This is a genomic window from Pseudoalteromonas sp. TAE79 (assembly GCF_000498015.1).
In the GTDB taxonomy this organism is placed as follows: Bacteria; Pseudomonadota; Gammaproteobacteria; order Enterobacterales; family Alteromonadaceae; genus Pseudoalteromonas.
Genome location: NZ_AUTL01000224.1, coordinates 50,471 through 71,618, shown reverse-complemented (window position 1 = coordinate 71,618; position 21,148 = coordinate 50,471). Strand labels below are relative to the sequence as shown.

General features: G+C 37.6%; 15 protein-coding genes and 1 tRNA gene. 12 read left to right on the top strand and 4 right to left on the bottom strand.

Annotation, left to right across the window (positions count from 1 at the left end; genetic code table 11):
• The 4 genes from L655_RS0117650 to L655_RS0117635 form a co-directional block, all read right to left on the bottom strand.
• Positions 1-3,032, bottom strand: a 3,032-nt coding sequence (locus tag L655_RS0117650) for an Ig-like domain-containing protein (protein WP_024605778.1), incomplete at its 3' end; no start/stop codon positions are given.
• Positions 3,033-3,071: 39 nt separating this feature from the next.
• Entirely contained in the window at positions 3,072-4,193 is a 1,122-nt protein-coding gene (locus tag L655_RS0117645; protein ID WP_024605777.1) for a FecR family protein, read from the bottom strand.
• 12 nt (positions 4,194-4,205) lie between these two features.
• Complete coding sequence (locus L655_RS0117640; protein WP_024605776.1) at positions 4,206-5,531, bottom strand: surface lipoprotein assembly modifier; 1,326 nt, start codon at positions 5,529-5,531, stop codon at positions 4,206-4,208.
• 318 nt (positions 5,532-5,849) lie between these two features.
• Positions 5,850-5,925 (bottom strand) — tRNA-His (locus L655_RS0117635).
• 284 nt (positions 5,926-6,209) lie between these two features.
• Between L655_RS0117635 and L655_RS0117630 the strand changes: the two genes are divergently transcribed.
• From L655_RS0117630 to L655_RS0117570, 12 genes are all read left to right on the top strand, one after another.
• On the top strand, positions 6,210-7,028 hold the full coding sequence (locus L655_RS0117630; RefSeq protein WP_024605775.1) for a mechanosensitive ion channel domain-containing protein: 819 nt from the start codon (positions 6,210-6,212) through the stop codon (positions 7,026-7,028).
• Positions 7,029-7,213: 185 nt separating this feature from the next.
• Positions 7,214-7,996 carry a DUF481 domain-containing protein gene (locus L655_RS0117625; RefSeq protein WP_024596589.1) on the top strand — a complete coding sequence of 261 codons (783 nt, stop codon included), beginning with the start codon at positions 7,214-7,216 and terminating at the stop codon, positions 7,994-7,996.
• A gap of 122 nt (positions 7,997-8,118) precedes the next feature.
• Entirely contained in the window at positions 8,119-10,797 is a 2,679-nt protein-coding gene (locus L655_RS0117620) for an SLBB domain-containing protein (protein WP_024605774.1), read from the top strand.
• A 1,176-nt stretch (positions 10,798-11,973) separates the two neighbouring features.
• Positions 11,974-12,936, top strand: a complete 963-nt coding sequence (locus L655_RS0117610) for a Wzz/FepE/Etk N-terminal domain-containing protein (protein ID WP_024605772.1) — start codon at positions 11,974-11,976, stop codon at positions 12,934-12,936.
• A gap of 188 nt (positions 12,937-13,124) precedes the next feature.
• A complete protein-coding gene (locus L655_RS0117605) occupies positions 13,125-14,315 on the top strand; it encodes a UDP-N-acetylglucosamine 4,6-dehydratase (RefSeq protein WP_024605771.1) in 1,191 nt (396 codons plus the stop codon).
• 15 nt (positions 14,316-14,330) lie between these two features.
• The gene (locus L655_RS0117600) at positions 14,331-15,485 is read left to right on the top strand and encodes a LegC family aminotransferase (protein ID WP_024605770.1); all 1,155 of its coding nucleotides are present in this window, start codon (positions 14,331-14,333) and stop codon (positions 15,483-15,485) included.
• Positions 15,485-16,639, top strand: a complete 1,155-nt coding sequence (gene neuC, locus L655_RS0117595) for a UDP-N-acetylglucosamine 2-epimerase (RefSeq protein WP_024605769.1) — start codon at positions 15,485-15,487, stop codon at positions 16,637-16,639. Before L655_RS0117600 ends, neuC begins: the two co-directional genes overlap by 1 nt.
• Before the next feature lie 8 nt (positions 16,640-16,647).
• Entirely contained in the window at positions 16,648-17,721 is a 1,074-nt protein-coding gene (gene neuB / locus L655_RS0117590; RefSeq protein ID WP_024605768.1) for an N-acetylneuraminate synthase, read from the top strand.
• Positions 17,711-18,367, top strand: a complete 657-nt coding sequence (locus tag L655_RS0117585) for an acetyltransferase (protein ID WP_024605767.1) — start codon at positions 17,711-17,713, stop codon at positions 18,365-18,367. The genes neuB and L655_RS0117585 overlap by 11 nt, the downstream gene beginning before the upstream one ends.
• The gene (locus tag L655_RS0117580) at positions 18,357-19,418 is read left to right on the top strand and encodes a nucleotidyltransferase family protein (protein ID WP_024605766.1); all 1,062 of its coding nucleotides are present in this window, start codon (positions 18,357-18,359) and stop codon (positions 19,416-19,418) included. The genes L655_RS0117585 and L655_RS0117580 overlap by 11 nt, the downstream gene beginning before the upstream one ends.
• Positions 19,411-20,139, top strand: a complete 729-nt coding sequence (locus L655_RS0117575) for an acylneuraminate cytidylyltransferase family protein (protein ID WP_024605765.1) — start codon at positions 19,411-19,413, stop codon at positions 20,137-20,139. The genes L655_RS0117580 and L655_RS0117575 overlap by 8 nt, the downstream gene beginning before the upstream one ends.
• On the top strand, positions 20,132-21,124 hold the full coding sequence (locus L655_RS0117570) for a hypothetical protein (protein WP_024605764.1): 993 nt from the start codon (positions 20,132-20,134) through the stop codon (positions 21,122-21,124). Before L655_RS0117575 ends, L655_RS0117570 begins: the two co-directional genes overlap by 8 nt.
• The last annotated feature ends 24 nt before the right edge of the window (positions 21,125-21,148 follow it).

Genomic DNA, 21,148 nt, shown 5'->3' with positions numbered 1-21,148 from the left:
GCCGGTGTATATTGAATTTGATTGCCAAGCACTGATACAGAGCCAATATCAGCTGATGCTGCGCTTATGGCAAGGCTGTCGCCATCCACGTCTGAGTCATTGGCTAATACGTTTATCAGTATTGGCGCTGCATCTTCAGCCATGGTAGCCAAGTCTGCGTTTGCAACTGGGGCATCGTTTACGGGAGTAATAGTGATAGTTAATGTTGTTGTACTTGTACCACCGCTACTATCGCTTACAGTATAAGTAACTGTTGCTAAACCGTTGCTGTTAGTCTCAGGAGTGTATTGAATTTGATTGCTTATCACTGAGACCGAGCCAGTATCTGCCGAGACAGCGCTGATCATGAGGCTATCGCCATCCACGTCTGAGTCATTTGCTAATACGTTTATTAGTATTGGAGCAGCATCTTCATCAATTGTAGCTGAGTCAGCGTTTGCAGTTGGAGTATCATTTATTGGTAGTATAGTAATTGTTAAGTTAGTAGTTGCAGTACCGCCGCTTCCATCACTTATTGTGTAGCTAATAATTGCTGTTCCATTTGTATTAGCAATAGGCGTGTATTGGATTTTATTATCAACAACAGATGCAGAGCCTATATCTGCAGTAGCAGCTGTTATTGCAAGAGTATCGCCATCAATATCGGAGTCGTTAGCTAATACGTTAACTAATACCGCAGGGCCATCTTCGTTCATCGTTACTGAATCAGCATTTGCAATAGGGGCATCATTAACGGGTGTAACAGTAATCGTCACACTAGCTGTTCTGTCGTTTATACCTTCATTACCAGCGCTATAGCCATCAGTAATGGTGTAAGTTAGTACTATCTCACCTGAAAAGTTGGCTGGTGGAGTAAACTCTATTTTTCCGGCAACAATAGTCGCCTCTCCAACAATATTTTGTATGTTAGAAATAGTAATTGTATCGCCATCTGCATCAGTGTCGTTAGCTAGCACATCTAATAAAGATGCAGAGCTGTCTTCACCTAACGTATATTGATCGTCATTGGCTTGTGGAAAAGTATTAACGCCGCTTTCACTTAAGGTTACTTGAGCTGTTGCAGTTAAACCTTGCTCATTTGAAATTGAATAGGTAAAGCTATCTACACCAATAAAACCTAAGTCTGGCTGATAGGTAAACGAGCCATCAGCATTTAATGTAAGTTCCCCATTTTGAGTTGTATTAATTGCCGTGGTATTAACCGATAAATCACCAGCCTCAATATTAAAGTCGTTAATTAACAAGCCATTTTGTACTGTTACTTCAAATAGTTTATTTTTGCTAAATTGATAGGCATCATTTTGTGCAACAGGGTTATCGGGTTCGCTGTTTATTACTAAAGTTACTGTGGCTGTAGAGGTTGCACCTAATGAGTCTATAGCTTGGTATTGAAATTGATCAACACCATTAAAATTAGCATCCGGCACATAACTAAAGCTGCCATCAGTTGCTAATAATAGTTGGCCATGTGTGGGTGCCACCATAAACGTTTCATCAACTGAAAAACTGTCATTATTTGGGTCAGTATCGTTACTAAGCACACCATTGGCTGCTGTAACCACAAGTGTTTCATCTTCGCTTAAACTATAGCTATCATTGTTTGTTACAGGGGCTACGTTAGTGTTTGAACTTACAATGGTTACATTTGCAATAGCCTGAGCACCTTGTGCATCAACAACTCTGTACTGAAAACTGTCTTGGCCTTGCATATTTTGCTCGCCTTGGTATTCAAAGCCACCATTATCAAAAAGGGTTAATTGTCCTCTTGTTGGTTCGCTAACCGGCGTTGTATCAACAGTTAAGTCATCTAAGTCTATATCGCTATCGTTTATAAGTAAGCCTGGCGATAGGACAACTAAGGTTCCATTGTTTGTAACGCTGTAAGTATTATCAAGCGCAATAGGAGCGTCGTTAACAGCTAAAATGGTTATCTCTACAACTGCGGTGTCTGTCATACCTAGCTCGTTAGCAACTTGATAGCTAAAGGCATCTTCACCATTAAAGTTTGCAATAGGGATATAAGTAAAATCCCCATTTTCATTTATATTAAGAGTGCCATGCTGCGGTAGAATTAATGCATCTGCATTTACACGTAAATCGCCACTGTATTGATTCGTATCATTTGTTAGTACGTTACCTTGCAGAGTTTGATCTTCACTTATCTGAAACTGATCGGCATTTGCCTCTGGTGCAAATGCAAGCTCTCCACCCACTGGCGCTATGTTTATTATATTAGCAAAACCACTTTCACCACTGCCATCAACACCGGTAATAAGTACTTGGTAACTTTTATTAGTAAGTGACTCGGTAATGCTTAATGCAGTATCTTGAATACTTAAAAATTGTTGCCCATTCTCTAATTCATTAATATTAGTAGATGAGACTCCAGCTTGAGTTGCAATATAAACGTTGTAACGATTAAGTTCGGGGTTGGCTTGCCACGAAAGATTAATATTATCTTCGTCTCGTTGTGCTGTAACACCTTCAATTTGATATGGTTGCCAGTTAAAAGTGATTGCATCAGCAAGTGCTTGATTATTTAAAGTGTCAGTTATCCATATTTCAAGACGTATTTCCCCTGGAGTTACGCCATAAAGCGCAGGACTGAGGCCTATAATTGACTTTTCGTAGTCAACACCACAATCAGAAGAACAAAGTGATATGCTTTTATTAACGCTAGGGAGTACTAAATTAACTTCAGCAATGCCATCAGTATCCGAAGCTTCAAGTAAAAAAGAAACATTACCTTGTACGGTGTCGTTTGTTTGTGGAAAAACAATATTAGCGCGAGTATTAGCTAAACTTGCTCCAACAACTCCTCTACTTGAAGTGACAGCACCTAAAACTTTTGTACTCTTGGTTTGATTACTCGCTATAACACCAGCCAAATTTATATAGCTAGTCACCGTTGGCGGTATTACTTCAGCCGTAGGTGATTGTATTGCCTCTTGAGTGGGGCTTTCTTCTGAGCCTCCACAGGCACTTAACAAAAACACCATAGAACCAAGCAAAAATATATTTTTTGCTGTCATTTTAAATACTCCATAATAAAAGCTTTGTATCCAATGTGTTTATGGTTCTAATTTAAAAGAGCCGCTAGCATTTACATCAGGATTATTTATTTCGTTAAGATTAAAGTTGCCAGTAATGTTGTCTAAGTCATTCAAAAATATTGCATCAACATCGCCCTCGGCTTTATTGTTACCATGGGATGCAAATGTAACGGCCAGCTCAAGTTCGCTTAAATTTATTAAGCCGCTGTAAGCTGCATACCAATTTCCACCGGCGTCATTAAAACTAATTTCGCCATCAGGCACGGTGCCATTATCAAAATCAACTGCCATAGTCATAGCAAAGTCAGTAACAGCACCCACACTCGAATTTACATTAAAGCTTGATGCCTCATAGTTAAATAAACCTTGGCGCTGAGCTATTTGATCGACTAAAGATGCGCTGCTAACAGTTTGAAATTGTTGTTCAGAATATATATCCATAACACCTGTATCTGCTTCAAAAGCATTTACTTCAACTTCAGTTATCGATGCTTGCTCAGTTTCTTCTTCGTTGTCGCCTTTAGGATCAATTGCTACTATATTTTGATCAAACACACGTGCCGCACGTGTCGTTTTAAATACTTCACCAGTGGCTGTAATTTGTGCAAACGAAAATGCCTCGTTATCACCCAAAGAAACCACGTTATTATTTTCTAACGTTAAATCTATTGCGCCATCCCATACCGCTAAAAATACATCGCCTTTAACCAGCTGAACTTCAAAATGCGTTCCGCGTATACCAATAGAGCCTACGGGAGTTTTTACACTATAAGAGCCGCCATTTTTTTTAATTACGCCGGAAATAGAGCGTAAACCGCCTTTAAGTAACTCAATAGAAGCAGAGCCTTGTTGGGTATTGTCATTAAATTCGTAGTTAGCAATATTTAATACTGAGTTTTCTTTTAAGGCTATTAAACCACCATCCAACATCGAAAATTGCGCTTTGCTTTTCTCTCCAGTCGTAATGCGATCTACGCCAAAAACAGTATCTCTGCGCTGCAACTGTCGTTGTTGTTCATTGCTTCCATCAACCGCGAGTACAGAGCCTCGTGCTAAAATAGTTTTACCGGCAGGGTCGTTTGCTTGTGTATAAAAACTTACACAAAGTAAAGTGGTAATTACAGGGAGTAAATGTTTCATAAATACCTTAAATTAAAATGAGTAAGAAGCGCTTAAATTTATATCTAAACGGTCATATTCGAATAAAGAAATATTACTGGATTTATCTTGATAGTTGGCAGCCAACTGTATGGCTAAATCGCGATTAACTAAGTAGCGAACAGAAGTTGAGAACATAAAGAGGTTATCGGCACGTTCTTGTAAAAATAAAGGGTGATCATCTTTATAATTAATCCATTGGTATCCAGCAAGAGATAACAACTGCCAATGTTGAGCCAACTGAGTATTCACTTGGTAGTACAAGCTCGTAATATTACGGCTATTAAATTCACCTTCAGTAATGTCCGCTTCCTCGCTTTTAGCGTTAATGCTTAAGCTTTGAAACCAATTTTTAGCTGCATAGCTAGCACCTGCATTCATCGCATAAAATGAGTTATCGAGCTTTTCATCAAATCTATTGTTTAAAACACCCGCAGTCAAAGAGCTAAATAAATTAACTTGTTTATTTAGCGTAAAATTAGCTCCGGCCGTTAAAGCTGATTCAGTACGATAAAGTTCACCGTCAAGCATCAACGGAGTGGTAGCAACTCGTGCAAACCAACTTATGTCATTTTGTTTATATTGATAGGCGGCATTCATGTGCGCATTTAAACGATCGTATTGACTGAGTTCTTCAAACTTGTACCACCCGGTATCAATACTTAAAGTGATTAAGCTTTTTTGGTCAATAGGGTGAGAGTACTTTCCTCTGTAATTAAGTCGTGCATAGTTGTCTTGCGTACTTTTACTTTCTGGCGATAACAAAAACTCACCAATATTAGGAATTATAATCGTATTTTCTGCAGTACCTGCGTTTACGTTGCCATCTACGCCAAGGGCAAGCTCAATATTTTGTTTATAAGAGCGTCCAGCCTCTTGTTGCTTAAGTGCTGCAGTTTCTAGCAATGACTGTGCTGAAGACTTTATATTATTAGGTGTGTCAGGTGAGTTGATTAGTATTAAAGCTTGAGTATCGGCAGCAGGTAAATTATTAACTGTTAAATAAGCGCGAACTAAGTACAAGCGAGCTTCATACCATCTAGGATTATTTTCAACCACGCGTTCAAAGGCAAATACAGCTGGCGCCGCATGCCCTGTTTTAAGTGCACTGACCCCTAATAAAAAGTCGTATACGGGTTCGCCCAGGTACTGGTATTCGCTATTACTTTTTTGATAAGCCTGGGTGTATTTTTTTTCAGAAACTAATTTTTGAAGCTCAATCAATAACTTATTGAATTCATCATTGCTTTGAGCCAATGAGTTAAAGCTCATTACAGCTAAACAACTACACAGTAAATTTCTTAAAACCTGTTTAATCATGCTTAATTTTATATCCCAGTAGAAGTTTGATGTTTTGTATAAAAAGAGATGTATGTACTAGAAATTTAGCACTTTTTGTACTTAAGTACAGCCAATGTAATCACATTGGTTAAATAAATGTTATTTAATTTAGGCTAAATACTTGTTTAATAAATTTTCTAATTAAACTTATTAAAACAGAAGAGGTTGCTGATAAACTGCTTTAGCTTAAAATAGTAATTAATTTGGGTAACAAAGGTTAGATATTCTGTATAGGATATAAAAAGATAATTTAGGGAGATTATTGAAATATAAATATGAGGCTTTCTAGGAAAGAAGTGGGGCGATTGACGGGGCTTGAACCCGCGACAACCGGAATCACAATCCGGGGCTCTACCAACTGAGCTACAACCGCCACTACACACACCTTGTTTGGTGTGGCGCGCATAATACATAAAATAATAATTGTTGTGAAGCCCAAAAGTGAAATAAATTAAAATAATTTAAATCAGGCAAATATAATTAGTATTTAGTCGTTAATATTTTTTCAAGGTAGGCTATGTTTTATCGCATAAATACCTCTAAAAAATCGAATATACTTGCATTTAATAGTATTAATTCATTATTTCATGAGAGTAAATTGTAAATTAATGTATAATAATGCCCGAAAACGCTTAATAAAAAACATTTGGAGTAAATATGGATTCAGTACTTAATTGGCTTAACGATAACTCAGGCCTAATTTTACACTACGGTATACAAGCAGTTGTTGCGCTTGTTATCTTTTTAATTGGTAGTCGTGTTGCTAAGTTTTGTTCTAACTTAACTGAAAAAGGTTTTGCTAAAAAGAAATTAGATAAAGCTGTCGGTTCATTTGTTTCAAGTATTGTGTACACACTTGTATTTGCTGTAACTATTTTAATGGCACTTTCGCAAATTGGCATTGAAACAACTTCGTTCATTGCTATTTTAGGTGCTGCCGGTTTAGCTGTTGGTTTAGCATTGCAAGGTTCATTATCTAACTTCGCATCAGGCGTACTAATTATTTTACTTCGTCCATTTAAGTCTGGTGACTTTGTTGAAGCAGGTAATAAAATGGGTACGGTTAAAAAAATCGAAATATTCTCAACTGAACTACGTACTCCAGATAACAAAGTAATTATCGTACCAAACTCTCAAATAATGTCTGGTGCTATTACTAACTTCTCACGAGAGTCTACTCGTCGTATCGATTTAGTTATTGGTGTTGGCTACGATGCTGATTTACGTCACGCAAAAGAAGTATTAAAATCTGTATTAGATGCAGAAACACGCATACTTAAAGATCCAGCTTACAATGTATCTGTAAATGAGTTAGGCGATTCAAGTGTTAACTTTATTGTTCGTCCTTGGGTTAACGCTGCTGATTATTGGCCTACTTACTGGTCATTAATGGAAAATATTAAAATCGCATTAGATGATGCAAATATTACTATCCCATTTCCACAAATGGATGTTCACTTTCACAAGCAAGACTAATTTTAAATAGTTATTTAATTAAAGTTATCTTAATTGTTATAGTGCTAAAGAGCTATTAAACATAAAATTTTCATGCGGTATTTGCTGCATGAAAATTTTTTACATTATTACTTAGCTGTTTAGCTTGCTCTAACAAGTAATGCTTTAATAAAATAGATGTACATTTATACAAAGGTTATTTTTTAATGAAATTAAAGCTTTTATCAGTTTTAGTTGCGGCTTCTGCTGCAACAAACGCATTTGCTGCAGACGCAGAACAAAGAACATGGGAAGTTACCAGTGAATTAGGTGCTATTGTCACAAGTGGTAATACAGAAACGACCACACTTAAAGGTGGCATCAAAGTTCAGCACAATCTTGAACACTGGAACAACGAATACAAGCTAGACGGCATCTACAAAGAAGATGAAGTTGAAGATGCAAATGGTGACAAAAACAAGCAGCGCACTAACGAAAAGTATTCAATTTCTGCACAAGGTAATTACAAATTAAATGAAGATCATTCTCATTTATTCATTTATGGTTCACACGTTTCAGATTATTTTGGAGCGTATAGAAGTGAGTCAGTAATTTCTGCAGGTTACGGTTTACGTTTATTAAACGAAAAAACTATGTGGTTAAGTGCTGAAATTGGTCCTGGTTATAAATACTTTGAATACCCAGATGACAGCACTGAAGTTGATGACAACGGTAACTCTCTTGCTGGTGAATTTGAAGGCGAAGTAATTGCCTTAGGTAAGTTAGATTACAACTGGCAAATTTCTGAGAATGCACGTTTTACTCAATTAGTTGCTGTTGAGTACGGTGATACAAACACTAAAACTCGTTCTGAAACTGCATTACTTGCAAAAATAAACGGCTCGTTACAAATGAAAGTCGCTTTTAATGTCACTAACAACTCAGATGTTGCTGACGACAAAGAAAGCACTGACACTGAAACGTCATTCACGTTGGTTTACAGTTTTTAACCAATGTAGTTAAGTTAATGACACTAAAGTGACAAAAGGGACGAAAGTCCCTTTTTTATTTGCTTAAAATTAAGGTATTATAGCGGCCAATTTTGGTTGTAGACCTAGGGATATACCTACTCGTGAAAGTTTTTACACAATTTATTAGTGCTTTTATTCTACTTTGTAGTTTTAGTACTTTGGCTTTTACGCCAACAGCGTCTCAAATTGAGCAATTTAAAAAGTTACCTAAAGCTCAACAAGAAGCCCTCGCAAAACAATACGGTGTTGATATAGCAACGATCACTGGTACAAACCAATCTAATAATCAAAATAATACTCAGCAGCAAAATAGTATTGGTGAGCGCGCAGAACCTGAAAAAGAAAAGCTTACAGATGAAGAGCGCTTTAAACCAAAAACAGACGAAGTAAAACCATTTGGTTACGAACTTTTTGCCGGTGAACCGACTACATTTATGCCTAGCGAAACCGCAGCAGTGCCCGACACCTACTTAGTAGGGCGTGGCGATCAGCTACTAATTAACTTTTATGGTAAAGAAAGTGACAGTTTTGAAGTTATAGTTGACCGTGAAGGACGTATTAGTATTCCAGATTTAAGCCCTGTAGAAGTGGCCGGTTTAACTTTTGCTGAAATTAAAGAATTAGTAAAAGTAAAAGTAGAGCAAGAGGTAATAGGTGTAAAAGCGTTTGTGTCGCTTGGTCAGCTTCGTAGCATGCGTATTTTAGTGCTAGGAGAGGCTTACAAGCCTGGTAGCTACAGTGTTTCATCATTAACAACCGTTTCGCATGCATTATTTGTAAGCGGTGGCGTGTCTGACATTGCTTCTCTTCGTAATATTCAAGTTAAACGCGCAGGCAACGTAGTTGCAAACTTTGACCTTTACGACTTACTTATTAATGGCGATAGCAGTAACGATATCGTATTAAAGCCGGGCGATGCTGTATTTATTCCATCAATTGGCGCTCAAGTAACAGTTGAAGGTGCAGTTAAACGTCCCGCTATTTTTGAACTTAAAAAAGGTGAGTCTGCTAAGCAGTTATTAGCAATGGCCGGAGGCCTTAAACCCAATGCATACGCTAAAAGCGCAATTGTAGAGCGCTTTAACTTCGATCGTAAAGAAGTACTCTCGGTCGATTTTTCAAAACCACAAATTAACTATATCCCACAAGATGGCGACCGCATTCGCTTTAATTCAGTTAGCTCGCAATATCAAAATTCAATTAGCTTAATTGGTGCAGTAGCACGCCCAGGTAATTATCAATGGCACCAAGGTAAGCGTATTTCAGATGTACTTAAATCTATACGCGGTGACCTACTACCGCAAGCCGATTTAAGCTACGGCCTCGTAATCCGCGAAATAAATGTAAACGGCGATATAGAAGCGCATCAGTTCGACGTTGCTCAAGCGATTATTAAAAATCCTGAAAACAACTTACAACTTAAAGCTAATGACAAGATAGTTGTATTTAGTCGTTTTGAAGAAAAAGAAGCAGAGCAATCAGCTCTAGCAAATATGGCCCTTAGCCAAGAGCAACAAGAGCAGCAACAAAAAGCAGAGCAATGGCACAAGTTTGAGCAAAAAGAGTTCGAAAAATATATTGGTGTTAATCAAGAAGACGAAGAGCTTGTTCTTGAAGACAATAAAATACTAACAATTGCTGAAATTTCTAAACGCAAAGCAAAAAAAGAAGAAGAGCAAGAACTCAAACCTGAAGATTACGCATTATTTAGCCGCCATAACTTATTAGCGCCAATTATTGCTAAATTTAAACAGCAAGCATCAGTGCAACAAGCTATGCAGTTAGTTGAAATCAGCGGGAATGTTACTTTCCCTGGTATTTATCCATTAATGATTGGTGGTGAGGTAAAAGACTTAATAACTGCAGCTGGTGGTTTATTGGAGTCTGCCTACGTAAAACAAGCTGAAATTACACGTATTGTAGCCAGCGATGGTTCTAAAATAGAACACTTACGATTTGATCTTGAAAGCGCCATGAAGGGCGGCCTTCAAAGTAATATTACATTACAAAGTAAAGACAGCATAAACGTTTTCGCTATTCCAAACTGGCAAGAAAACGTAAAAGTAAAATTAAAAGGCGAGCTTAAATTCCCAGGCACGTACACTATACGCCGTGGTGAAACGCTAACTGAATTACTTGAACGCGCAGGTGGTTTTTCACAATTTGCAGAGCAAAAAGCAGCTGTATTTACCCGTACATCAATTAAAGAACAAGAGGAAAAGCAGTTAGCGCGTTTATCTACAGAACTTCGCCGCGACATTGCCTCTAAGAGCTTCCAAAACTCTGTAAGCAGTAACACACTTTCTTATGAAGAAATGAACAAGCTGTTAAACGACCTCGCAAGTGTAGAAGCCGTAGGACGTTTAGTAATTGATTTACCTTTAATTGTGGATAATCAACAAAACTTAGTATTACAAGATGGCGACACGCTTTACGTACCAAGTAAGCGCGATTCAATCAGCGTAATTGGTGAAGTTAACTACTCAACATCACATCTTTATAAATCAGGTGTTAGTGTTGATGATTATATAGCGCTAAGTGGTGGCCTGAAAGAGCGTGCGGCTGAAGACCGAATTTACATTATTAAAGCCAATGGTTCAGTGAAAATACCAAACACAGGAGGCTGGTTTGCAGCAAATAATGCTGATCAGTTAGAACCAGGCGATACCATAGTAGTGCCAATGGACGCAGGGCATATGGATAAACTAACGCTGTGGAGCACAGCAACGCAAATACTTTACCAACTAGGCGTAGCAGTAGCCGCGATAGGCAGCCTGTAATATAGGGTTATAAACAACGGGTATCGGGCTGTGGGCTATTAGCTAAGGGCTAAGAGCTAAGGGCTCGAAACTCGTAGCCCGTGGCTCGCAGCTAAAATGTTTTTTAAAGCGGGGCTTTACGCCTCGCTTATGTAGCAGCGACTTTATGTCGCGTTAAAGTGATTTTATTTACCACAAAGGGTAAAGAGAACACAGAGAAAGAGAACAATGACATCTGTTTAGGTTTTATTTGTCTTATCATCTCAGTGTATCGCGCAGCGCCTCAGTGTACTCTGTGGTTCAAAACAATTTTTAAAGCGGGCTTTTAACCCGCAGGTTTTTACTTAAAGGTTATGAGCATTAGCCTAGAACCTAAAACCTGTTTTTTTATCAGACCGTAGGAACTGCAACCTAGGGGCGGAAGCGTGCCCGAAGGGCTAGACAAGCAAATAGTTTTGCTTTCAAGCTGGAGCGAGAGGAGCTCTGCGACGAACTGGAACGTGGAGCGTGCCCGAAGGGCTAGACAAGCAAATAGTTTTGCTTTCAAGCTGGAGCGAGAGGAGCTCTGCGACGAACTGGAACGTGAAGCGTGCCCGAAGCTCGAAACGTCTATAGTGATTTTATTCACCACAGAGGGTAAAGAGAACACAGAGAAAGAGAACAATGACATCTGTTTAAGTTTTATTTGTCTTATCTTCTCAGTGTAGCGTGCAGCGCCTCGGTGTACTCTGTGGTTCAAAATGATTTTGTAGACGGGGTTATCTCGCGTATACGTAGCAGCGACTTTATGTCGCGTCTATAGTGATTTTATTCACCACAGAAGGTAAAGAGAAGCCGTTAGGGATTAGGGAAGTGACGAATTGCGAGCTTCCGGGTTTAAATAGCCTGTAGGCGGGGCTTTATACCGCGCAAACATGTTTCTCTGTGAAGCACGCAGTGCCTCGGTGTACTCTGTGGTTCAAAATGATTTTATATGCGGAGCTTTATGTCGCGTAAATGTAGCAGCAGGTTGGTGTTACAAGGGACGAGCAAAAGTCCCTAAAACCTAAAACAATAACTTGACCTAATGTTCTTGTTATACAATTTTTTGATAGCTGATAGCTGATAGCTGATAGCTGATAGCTGATAGCTGATAGCTGATAGCTGATAGCTGATAGCTGATAGCTGATAGCTGATAGCCTAACTTATGAGATTTAAATGGAAAACAACTCAAATAACCCAAACCTAGCAAATGGTTCAGTGACTAATAATATTGCCGACGACGAAATAGACCTTCGTGAATTATTTAGCGTTATTTGGCAAGGCAAGTTGATAGTTATTGCTTTAACCATTTTATTTTCTGTGGCATCAGTTTTGTACGCTATTAGTCTTCCGAATATTTATAAATCTGAAGCGTTACTAGCACCTGCAGAAGCTCAGCAGCAAGGTGGTTTAGGCGTATTAGCAAGCCAGTTTGGCGGTTTGGCAAGTTTAGCTGGGGGGAGTTTGGGGGGCGGTTCAATAAATAAAGCTCAGCTTGCGCTAGAGGTGATTAAATCACGGCAGTTCGCAGCTAACTTTATAAAAAAGCATAAAATCTTACCGGATTTAATGGCTATCAATGAGTGGCAACATAAAAATAATACTATCACTTATGACGATGAGCTTTATGATAAAGCCAGCGATAAATGGGTTCGTGAAGTTAAAGCTCCTTATGAGTCAAAACCGTCAATGCAAGAAGCTTTTAGTGTCTTCAGCGAAGTAATGAGAGCTAATGCAGATGAAAAGTCTGGAATGTTTATTATTTCAGTAGAACATCAATCTCCTTTTATTGCAAAACAATGGGTCAATTGGCTAATCGAAGATATTAATTTAGAAATGAAAACCCGAGATGTTGAAGAAGCTAATCGAAGTACTGAATTTTTAATGCGTCAATTAGAGCAAACCCAAATTACAGATATACGTACAGTTTTATATAATTTGATAGAAGAACAAGCAAAAACAATTATGTTCGCCAATGTACGTGATGAATATGTATTTAAAACTATTGACCCAGCTATAGTTCCCGAAAAAAAATCAGCCCCTCAACGAGCACTCATTTGTATATTAGGTGCTTTTTTAGGCGGCTTTTTTGGAGTCATCATAGTGCTTATTAGATTTTATACTCCTAAGAACAAATAAAGTGATTAAATCATCTTGTAATTAGAATCTAAAAACGAGTAATTACAATAAGGAGAGTCTATTTAGCTATATTATTTAGCATAAATGGTTCTCCAACTTGGTAAGTATAAAGTTAAGTAGGCCTAAATATTATTAGCCTGGAGTGTTTTCAAGGTAACTTCAGTGATAAATCTAACCAAGGATATTAAATGAACAATATATTACCACTTATAGGTCGCAAAAAAGCTTTGTTTACCAAAGATATTAGTAAACATGAAGAAGAGCTTCGTAATATAGTTTCAAGCTCTCGCTTTCTAGTTTTAGGTGGTGCAGGTTCTATTGGTCAAGCTGTTACTAAAGAAATTTTTAAACGTAACCCTAAAAAACTTCATGTTGTTGATATTAGCGAAAATAACATGGTTGAGTTAGTGCGTGACATTCGTAGTTCTTTTGGCTATATCGACGGTGACTTTCAAACCTTCGCACTTGATATTGGCTCTGTTGAGTATGATGCATTTATAAAAGCAGATGGCCAATATGACTATGTATTGAACTTGTCTGCACTTAAACATGTTCGTAGTGAAAAAGACCCATTTACATTAATGCGTATGATTGACGTAAATGTTTTTAATACCGATAAAACGATTCAGCAATCGATTGATTGTGGAGCTAAAAAATACTTTTGTGTATCTACAGATAAAGCAGCGAATCCAGTTAATATGATGGGGGCTTCAAAGCGTATAATGGAAATGTTCTTAATGCGTAAAAGTGAAGACATTGCTATTTCTACCGCTCGATTTGCAAACGTTGCTTTTTCAGATGGCTCATTGCTACATGGTTTCAATCAGCGCATACAAAAACAACAACCAATAGTCGCACCGAGTGATATCAAACGCTACTTTGTTACACCTCAAGAATCTGGTGAGCTATGTTTAATGTCATGTATTTTTGGTGAAAATAGAGATATTTTCTTTCCAAAATTAAGTGAAGCTTTACACTTAATTACCTTTGCAGATATTGCTGTAAAATACCTTCATGATCGAGGTTACGAACCTTTCTTATGTAAAACTGAAGACGAAGCACGTGAGCTAGTAAAAACGCTACCAGCTCACGGAAAGTGGCCGTGTTTATTTACTGAAAGTGACACTACAGGTGAAAAAGATTTCGAAGAGTTCTTTACCGATAGTGAAACATTAGACATGGAGCGTTTTGAAAATTTAGGCATTATCAAAAATGACGCAATTTTCGAGCAAGCATTATTATCTGAGTTTGAAGAAAAAATTACTCAAATGAAAGCTGATAAAAATTGGACTAAAGACGAAATTGTCTCACTTTTCTTTAAAATGCTTCCTGATTTTGGGCATAAAGAAACGGGCAAATACCTTGATGGTAAAATGTAATTAGGCAGATATATCATGACTAAACAGCTTGTTTCATTTGTAAAAGATCTCTACCAAACTAACGAGTTTATTCCTCTGCACGCACCCACTTTTTCAGGGAATGAACAACAATATGTATCCGAAACTATAAGCAGCACGTTTGTTTCAAGTGTTGGTAAGTTTGTAGATGACTTTGAAACACATATTGAAAATTACACCGGCACCGCAAAAGCAGTGGCTACTGTAAATGGTACCGCCGCGTTGCATGCAGCACTCTATATGGCGGGAGTTAAAAATAACGATATCGTTATTACTCAAGCACTTACTTTTGTAGCAACCTGTAATGCTTTACATCACATGGGGGCTGAGCCTGCGTTTGTTGATGTATCACCTGTTAGCTTGGGTTTATGCCCTAAAGCATTGTCTGCATTTTTAGAGCAACATGCGGTATTAACCGAATCGGGGCCGATACATAAAAAAACAAAACAGCGCTTTCAGGCAGTGGTGCCAATGCATACATTTGGGCATCCTGTTGAGCTTGATGAACTAATTAGTGTGTGCAATGAGTGGCAGATTGCCTTAGTCGAAGATGCAGCAGAAAGCCTTGGCTCATTTTATAAAGGTAAGCATACAGGTACGTTAGGTGATTTTGGCGCAATTAGCTTTAATGGTAATAAAATTATTACCACCGGTGGCGGCGGCATGGTTTTATGCAAAACCTTAGCCTCGGGGCAGTATACAAAGCATATAACCACTACAGCTAAGGTTCCTCATCCGTATGAATTCTTTCATGATGAAGCGGGCTTTAATTATCGTATGCCTAATCTAAATGCAGCACTTGGTTGTGCGCAAATGGAAAGCCTTGCCGCATTTATCGACAATAAACGTCACCTCGCCAGCCTATATTTAGACTTTTTTAAAGGCTCTGACTTTAAATTTGTAACAGAGCCTAGCTATGCAAAATCAAACTATTGGTTAAATGCAATTATTTGCCCAAATCCCAGTGAGCGAGAAAAGCTACTAAAGCAGACTAATGCTGATGGTGTTATGACTCGACCAATATGGCAATTAATGCATCGACTACCTATGTTCGAAAATGCAATGCGAGGCGATTTAAGCCATTCAGAGTTTATTGAAGCTCACTTAGTTAACATACCAAGCTCTCCAGTTAAAAGTTTAGGCAAGTTATAATGACACAGAAAATAGCTGTATTTACAGGGACTCGTGCAGAGTATGGACTGCTGTACTGGCTTATAAAAGATATTCAAAGTGATCCAGAGCTTACATTACAGCTATTAGTTTCAGGCATGCATTTATCATCTGAGTTTGGTGAAACCTACAAACAAATAGAGCAAGATGGTTTTAGCATAGATGAAAAAATAGAAATTCTACTCTCATCAGATACTGCCGTCGGTACCGCTAAAAGTATGGGGCTTGGTGTGCTTGGTTTTGCTGATGCACTAAGTAGATTAAAGCCTGATGCGCTGGTCATTTTAGGTGACCGCTTTGAAGCACTTGCGGCTGCTCAAACCGCAATGATATTACGCATACCTATTTTGCATCTGCACGGAGGCGAAATCACCGAAGGGGCGTATGATGACGCTATTCGACATGCTATTACTAAACTTAGCTATTTACACGGAACCTCTACCGAGGAATATCGCCAACGTGTAATCCAGTTAGGTGAGATGCCTGAGCGAGTTAAAAATATTGGTGCAATTGGCCTAGATCATTTATCACGTAGTGATTTTATGAGTGTTAATGAAATTGGCAACTCATTAAACTTTAATTTAAAGCAGCCTTACTTTCTTGTTACCTATCATCCAGTAACGTTAGGTGAAGAGCCACCGGAGCAAAGCTTTAGCGCATTACTCGATGCATTAGATGAGTTTAAAGATCATCAGGTTATTCTAACCTACCCCAATGCAGACGATGGTGGGCGCCGTATAATTCCAATACTTGAAGATTATGCTAAACAGCACCCTAATAGAGTATGTGCAATACCGTCATTGGGACAAAAGCGCTATTTGAGCACGGTAAAAAATGCCGCTGTTGTTATTGGTAATTCATCGAGTGGTATCATTGAAGTCCCCGCATTTAACGTGCCTACAGTCAATATAGGCGTACGACAAAAAGGCCGTTTAGCAGCTAAAAGTGTACTTAACTGTATAGCAACAAAAGCCGCTATTTCAGCAGCAATAAAATCGGCTGTTACAGGTAGCTATAAAGCTCCAGGCGAAACAATTATTAATCCATATGGCGCCGGCAATGCAAGTGCTCAAGCAATTCAAATGCTCAAATCTTTAGAGTTTGAGCCGAGCAAATCTTTTTACGATTTAAAGTGAGAACCTCCATGACATTAATTATAGCTGAAGCTGGTGTTAACCATAATGGCAGTGACGACATAGCGTTTTCTCTTGTTGATGCTGCGCATCAAGCAGGAGCCAATATAGTTAAATTCCAAACATTTAAAGCTAAAAATTTAGTCACTGAAGATGCACAACAAGCAGAGTATCAAGTCACTAATAGTGGTCAAAAAGAGTCTCAGTACTCAATGCTAAAGCGATTAGAGTTGAGCTACGAAACGCACCATAAGCTAGTGAAATATTGTAATGAGTTAGGTATTGAGTTTTTATCTACCGCATTTGACTCAGAAAGCCTTTCATTTTTAGTTGATGATTTAGGAATAACGCGCCTAAAACTACCATCGGGTGAAATTACTAACGCGCCATTAGTACTAGAACACGCAAGAACAGGTTGTGATCTAATCGTATCAACAGGTATGGCAACGCTTTCTGAAATAGAGCAGGTATTATCAGTAATTGCTTTTGGTTATTTAAACCCAGAAGGCAATCCAACAGAAGAAGCATTACAAACAGCGTATTTTTCAGAGCAAGGTAAGCAATTATTAAAAGAAAAAGTAACACTTTTACACTGTACTACCGAATACCCAGCACCATTTAATGATATAAATTTAAATGCCATGGACACCATGAAAGACGCCTTTAAGCTAGAAGTGGGTTACTCAGATCATAGTGCCGGAATTGTAGTACCAATTGCTGCTGTCGCTAAAGGGGCTGTTTTAATTGAAAAGCATTTTACAGTCGATAAAGCATTGCCAGGTCCTGATCACAAAGCATCTCTTGATCCTATCGAATTAAAAGAAATGGTTGATGGGATTCGTATTGTAGAAAAAATATTAGGTGATGGCATTAAAGGGCCGCGCCCTTCTGAAGTTAAAAATAAAGCCGTAGCTCGTAAAAGTGTAGTTGCAGCACAAGCAATTAAAAAAGGCGAGGTGTTCACTGCAGATAATTTAGCTGTAAAGCGCCCCGGTGGTGGAGTAGAGCCAATAAATTTTTGGAAGTTATTAGATACTCCTGCATCTAGAGATTACTCAATAGGTCAATTACTCGATGAAAAATAAGCCACTTATTATAATTGGCGGGGGGGGGCATGCAGCGGTATTAGCAGAGATCCTCCTTAAGCAAAATAAAAAAATAGTGAATGTCGTTGCACCTGAGTTAATGGCGGCCGGTAATCTCTTTGATAATATAGAATTACTTCACAACGATGATGATATCCTTAAATTTAACCCTCAAGAAGTTTTGTTAGTTAACGGTATAGGCTCAATGCCTTATAAATCTGTAAGAGAAGCGATTTATAGTCGCTTTAAAAAACTAGGCTATGAGTTTGCAACAGTCATTGCTGATTCAGCCATAGTATCAGATTATTCTATGATAGGTTGCGGTGTTCAAGTAATGAATAATTGTGTGGTTAATATCGGCACTGTGGTTGGAGAAAACACGATTATAAATACCTCGTCATCAATAGACCACGATTGTAATATTGGCGCACACTGTCATTTAGCTCCAGGATCTACAATAAGTGGCCAGGTTGTAATAGAAAATAATGTTCACATAGCTACGGGTAGCAATTTAATTAATGATATTACTATTGGCCGAAATAGTATAATTGGTGTTGGTGCAAATATAACAAAGTCAATTCCAGCGAACTCAATTGTTTATGGTGCGCGCGCAATAGTTAAAGGATTAGAAAGTAATGACGGTTAATTGGCAAAAAGTAGTAATTGAGCCTTCAGTTTCAATCAAAGAAGCGTTAAGAGTTATTGATAAAGAGGCCTTAAGGGTCGCTTTGGTTGTTGATAACAATAAGTTGATTGGTATGGTAACAGATGGTGATATTCGTAGAGGGATATTACAAGGAGTAGAGCTTTCTGCGCCAGTAAGCGAAATAATGAATACTAAGCCAGTAAGTGCTAACGATTCAGTAAGTAGCCATGACTTAAAAGCCCTGATGCAGTCGCGCAAGATATTATCACTACCAATCGTTAATGACGATAAGCAACTCGTTGGGTTAAAAACATTATACGATACCCTTGTAATTGAAAAACGTGAGAACCCAGTGTTTATAATGGCCGGTGGGTTTGGAACTCGTTTAAAACCGCTAACAGATAATTGCCCAAAGCCAATGCTAAAGGTAGGCGACAAGCCTATGCTTGAAACATTAATTAATAACTTTAAAAATTATGGATTTTACAAGTTTTATATCTCTACACACTACTTGCCAGAGGTAATCATGGATTACTTTGGGAACGGCGAAAATTTTGACGTTGAAATTACATATGTGCATGAAGAAACGCCACTTGGCACAGGGGGCGCGCTCTCACTACTGCCAGATGATTTACCGAAAGAGCCATTAATTATGATTAATGGCGATATCTTAACGAATGTTGATTTTTCTAAAGTGCTAAACTTTCATGTTAAAAAGGCTAGTGATGCCACAATGTGCGTCCGTGATTATGAGATTAAAATTCCCTTTGGAGTAATTGAAGGTGAAGGGCATCAAATTACAGGCATGGTAGAAAAGCCAACATACCGTTACTTTGTTAATGCTGGTATTTATGTGATTTCGCACAATATTATTAATTCACTTCCAAAGAGGCAGCACTTAGATATGCCAAGTTTATTTGAACAAAAACAAGCAGAAGGGCTTAAAACATTGAAGTTCCCTATTCATGAGTATTGGTTAGATGTAGGGCGTCATGATGATTTTCAAAAAGCACAGTTAGATATCAATACCTTAGGAATTAATAATGATTAATGGTAAAAAAGTTTTGGCAGTAATTCCAGCCCGAGGAGGAAGTAAAAGGCTACCAAGAAAAAATATATTAAAATTAGCTGGAAAACCTTTAATTGCTTGGAGTATAGAGGCAGGGCTAAATAGTAAATATGTTGATGAAGTTATTGTTACTAGTGATGACAATGAAATATTAAACATATCTAAAAGCCTCGGTGCAGATACCATTAAGAGGCCTGAGGTATTGGCTTCTGATATTGCTACCACTTTCGATGCGATAAAGCATGTTATTGATAATACACAATCATATGATTATATCATTTTATTGCAAGCTACAAGCCCTCTTAGAAATGAAACGCATTTAGATAGTGCAGTAGAGTTATTAATTAAAAAACAAGCTGATTCTATAGTTAGTGTATGCGAGATGAACCATTCACCTTTATGGTCAAATACCTTAAATGGTGATTTATCGATGGATGACTTTTTAGATGAAGAAGTACTAAATAAGCGTAGTCAAGACTTGGAAAAGTACTACAGGTTGAACGGTGCAATTTATATTTGTAAGGTAGACAAGCTATTAGCTGCTGGTAGTTTTATGCTAAAAGCTAATACTTTTGCATATTTAATGGATAGCAAAAGCTCTATCGATATAGATGAAGAAATTGACTTCAAGATAGCAGAGACTTATTTAAATACAGGAGAGCAAAGTATATCGACTGGTGAAGTAAGTAGTAATTATGAGTAAAAAGTTTAATCTGTTTTTTGTACAAAGTCCTCTTCAGTTAGAATCTGCAACCCAAGCACGTGACAGCTTAGATATTTCTAATTCAATTATTTTTATAGATATCTATGGAAAAAACGATAAAAACTACAGTCAAATAATGAATGCATTGGATGATAAGTGGGGCAAGGTTTATATATCTCATGGTAAAAATATTTTATTGATGTATATCTCTTATATATTTTTCCTATTAAAACTATGGTTTAAATATAGGCAAAAAGTCGAACGCTTTTTTTACGGCGATTATAGAAGTCCTGATTATGCTATTTATGAATCGATTATTAGCCCTTGCGAATCCATCCTATTAGATGATGGGGCCGTAACTATTGCAATGCAAAAAGCATTTATAAAAAAAAAGAAAAGTGTGTTTAAAATTAAAACACTAAAGCATAAAATTTTCAAAAAAATATTAGAAAAACCAAGGGTGCCAAATTTGTTTACGTTTTTTGAACTTGACATGTTTATGCTCCCTAAACAAGTCAATTACCATAAAAATAAAAATGAGCACCGTGTAATATCAACTACTTCTTCTTATTACTACTTCATAGGTACTAAGCTTTCGGAAGCTAATTATATGAAAGAAAGTGATGAATTACGCATCCTTAATGTTGTATTTAATGATTACCATAATAAAAAATTGTTTTATATACCTCATAGAGGGGAGTCAGAAAAAAAGCTAGATAAAATTAAAGAGATAGGGTTTGAAATTAAAAACTTAAATCAACCTTTAGAGGCCTTTTATAGTACAGCTAATGTTATGCCAGAAAAAATTCTGTCTTATTACTCAACTGCACTTTATACATGTTACTTAAAATTTAACTCGCAAGTGGATTTGATTGCGTTTGATATTCGCCAATATTTAACCCCCAAAGTCTCGTTAGAAAATATTGATATTGTTTATGATTACTATAAAGATTTAGGAATGGAAATAAAAGCAATTAGATTATAGTTATAATGAAAAGCTATTAGCCCT

Bases quoted from the DNA above. Each gene is read 5' to 3' on its own strand.
- L655_RS0117575 (WP_024605765.1), top strand. From the start codon at position 19,411: ATGATTAATGGTAAAAAAGTTTTGGCAGTAATTCCAGCCCGAGGAGGA.
- L655_RS0117630 (WP_024605775.1), top strand. From the start codon at position 6,210: ATGGATTCAGTACTTAATTGGCTTAACGATAACTCAGGCCTAATTTTA.
- neuC (WP_024605769.1), top strand. From the start codon at position 15,485: ATGACACAGAAAATAGCTGTATTTACAGGGACTCGTGCAGAGTATGGA.
- L655_RS0117610 (WP_024605772.1), top strand. From the start codon at position 11,974: ATGGAAAACAACTCAAATAACCCAAACCTAGCAAATGGTTCAGTGACT.
- L655_RS0117645 (WP_024605777.1), bottom strand. From the start codon at position 4,193: ATGAAACATTTACTCCCTGTAATTACCACTTTACTTTGTGTAAGTTTT.
- L655_RS0117600 (WP_024605770.1), top strand. From the start codon at position 14,331: ATGACTAAACAGCTTGTTTCATTTGTAAAAGATCTCTACCAAACTAAC.
- L655_RS0117625 (WP_024596589.1), top strand. From the start codon at position 7,214: ATGAAATTAAAGCTTTTATCAGTTTTAGTTGCGGCTTCTGCTGCAACA.
- L655_RS0117580 (WP_024605766.1), top strand. From the start codon at position 18,357: ATGACGGTTAATTGGCAAAAAGTAGTAATTGAGCCTTCAGTTTCAATC.
- L655_RS0117585 (WP_024605767.1), top strand. From the start codon at position 17,711: ATGAAAAATAAGCCACTTATTATAATTGGCGGGGGGGGGCATGCAGCG.
- L655_RS0117605 (WP_024605771.1), top strand. From the start codon at position 13,125: ATGAACAATATATTACCACTTATAGGTCGCAAAAAAGCTTTGTTTACC.
- neuB (WP_024605768.1), top strand. From the start codon at position 16,648: ATGACATTAATTATAGCTGAAGCTGGTGTTAACCATAATGGCAGTGAC.
- L655_RS0117640 (WP_024605776.1), bottom strand. From the start codon at position 5,531: ATGATTAAACAGGTTTTAAGAAATTTACTGTGTAGTTGTTTAGCTGTA.
- L655_RS0117570 (WP_024605764.1), top strand. From the start codon at position 20,132: ATGAGTAAAAAGTTTAATCTGTTTTTTGTACAAAGTCCTCTTCAGTTA.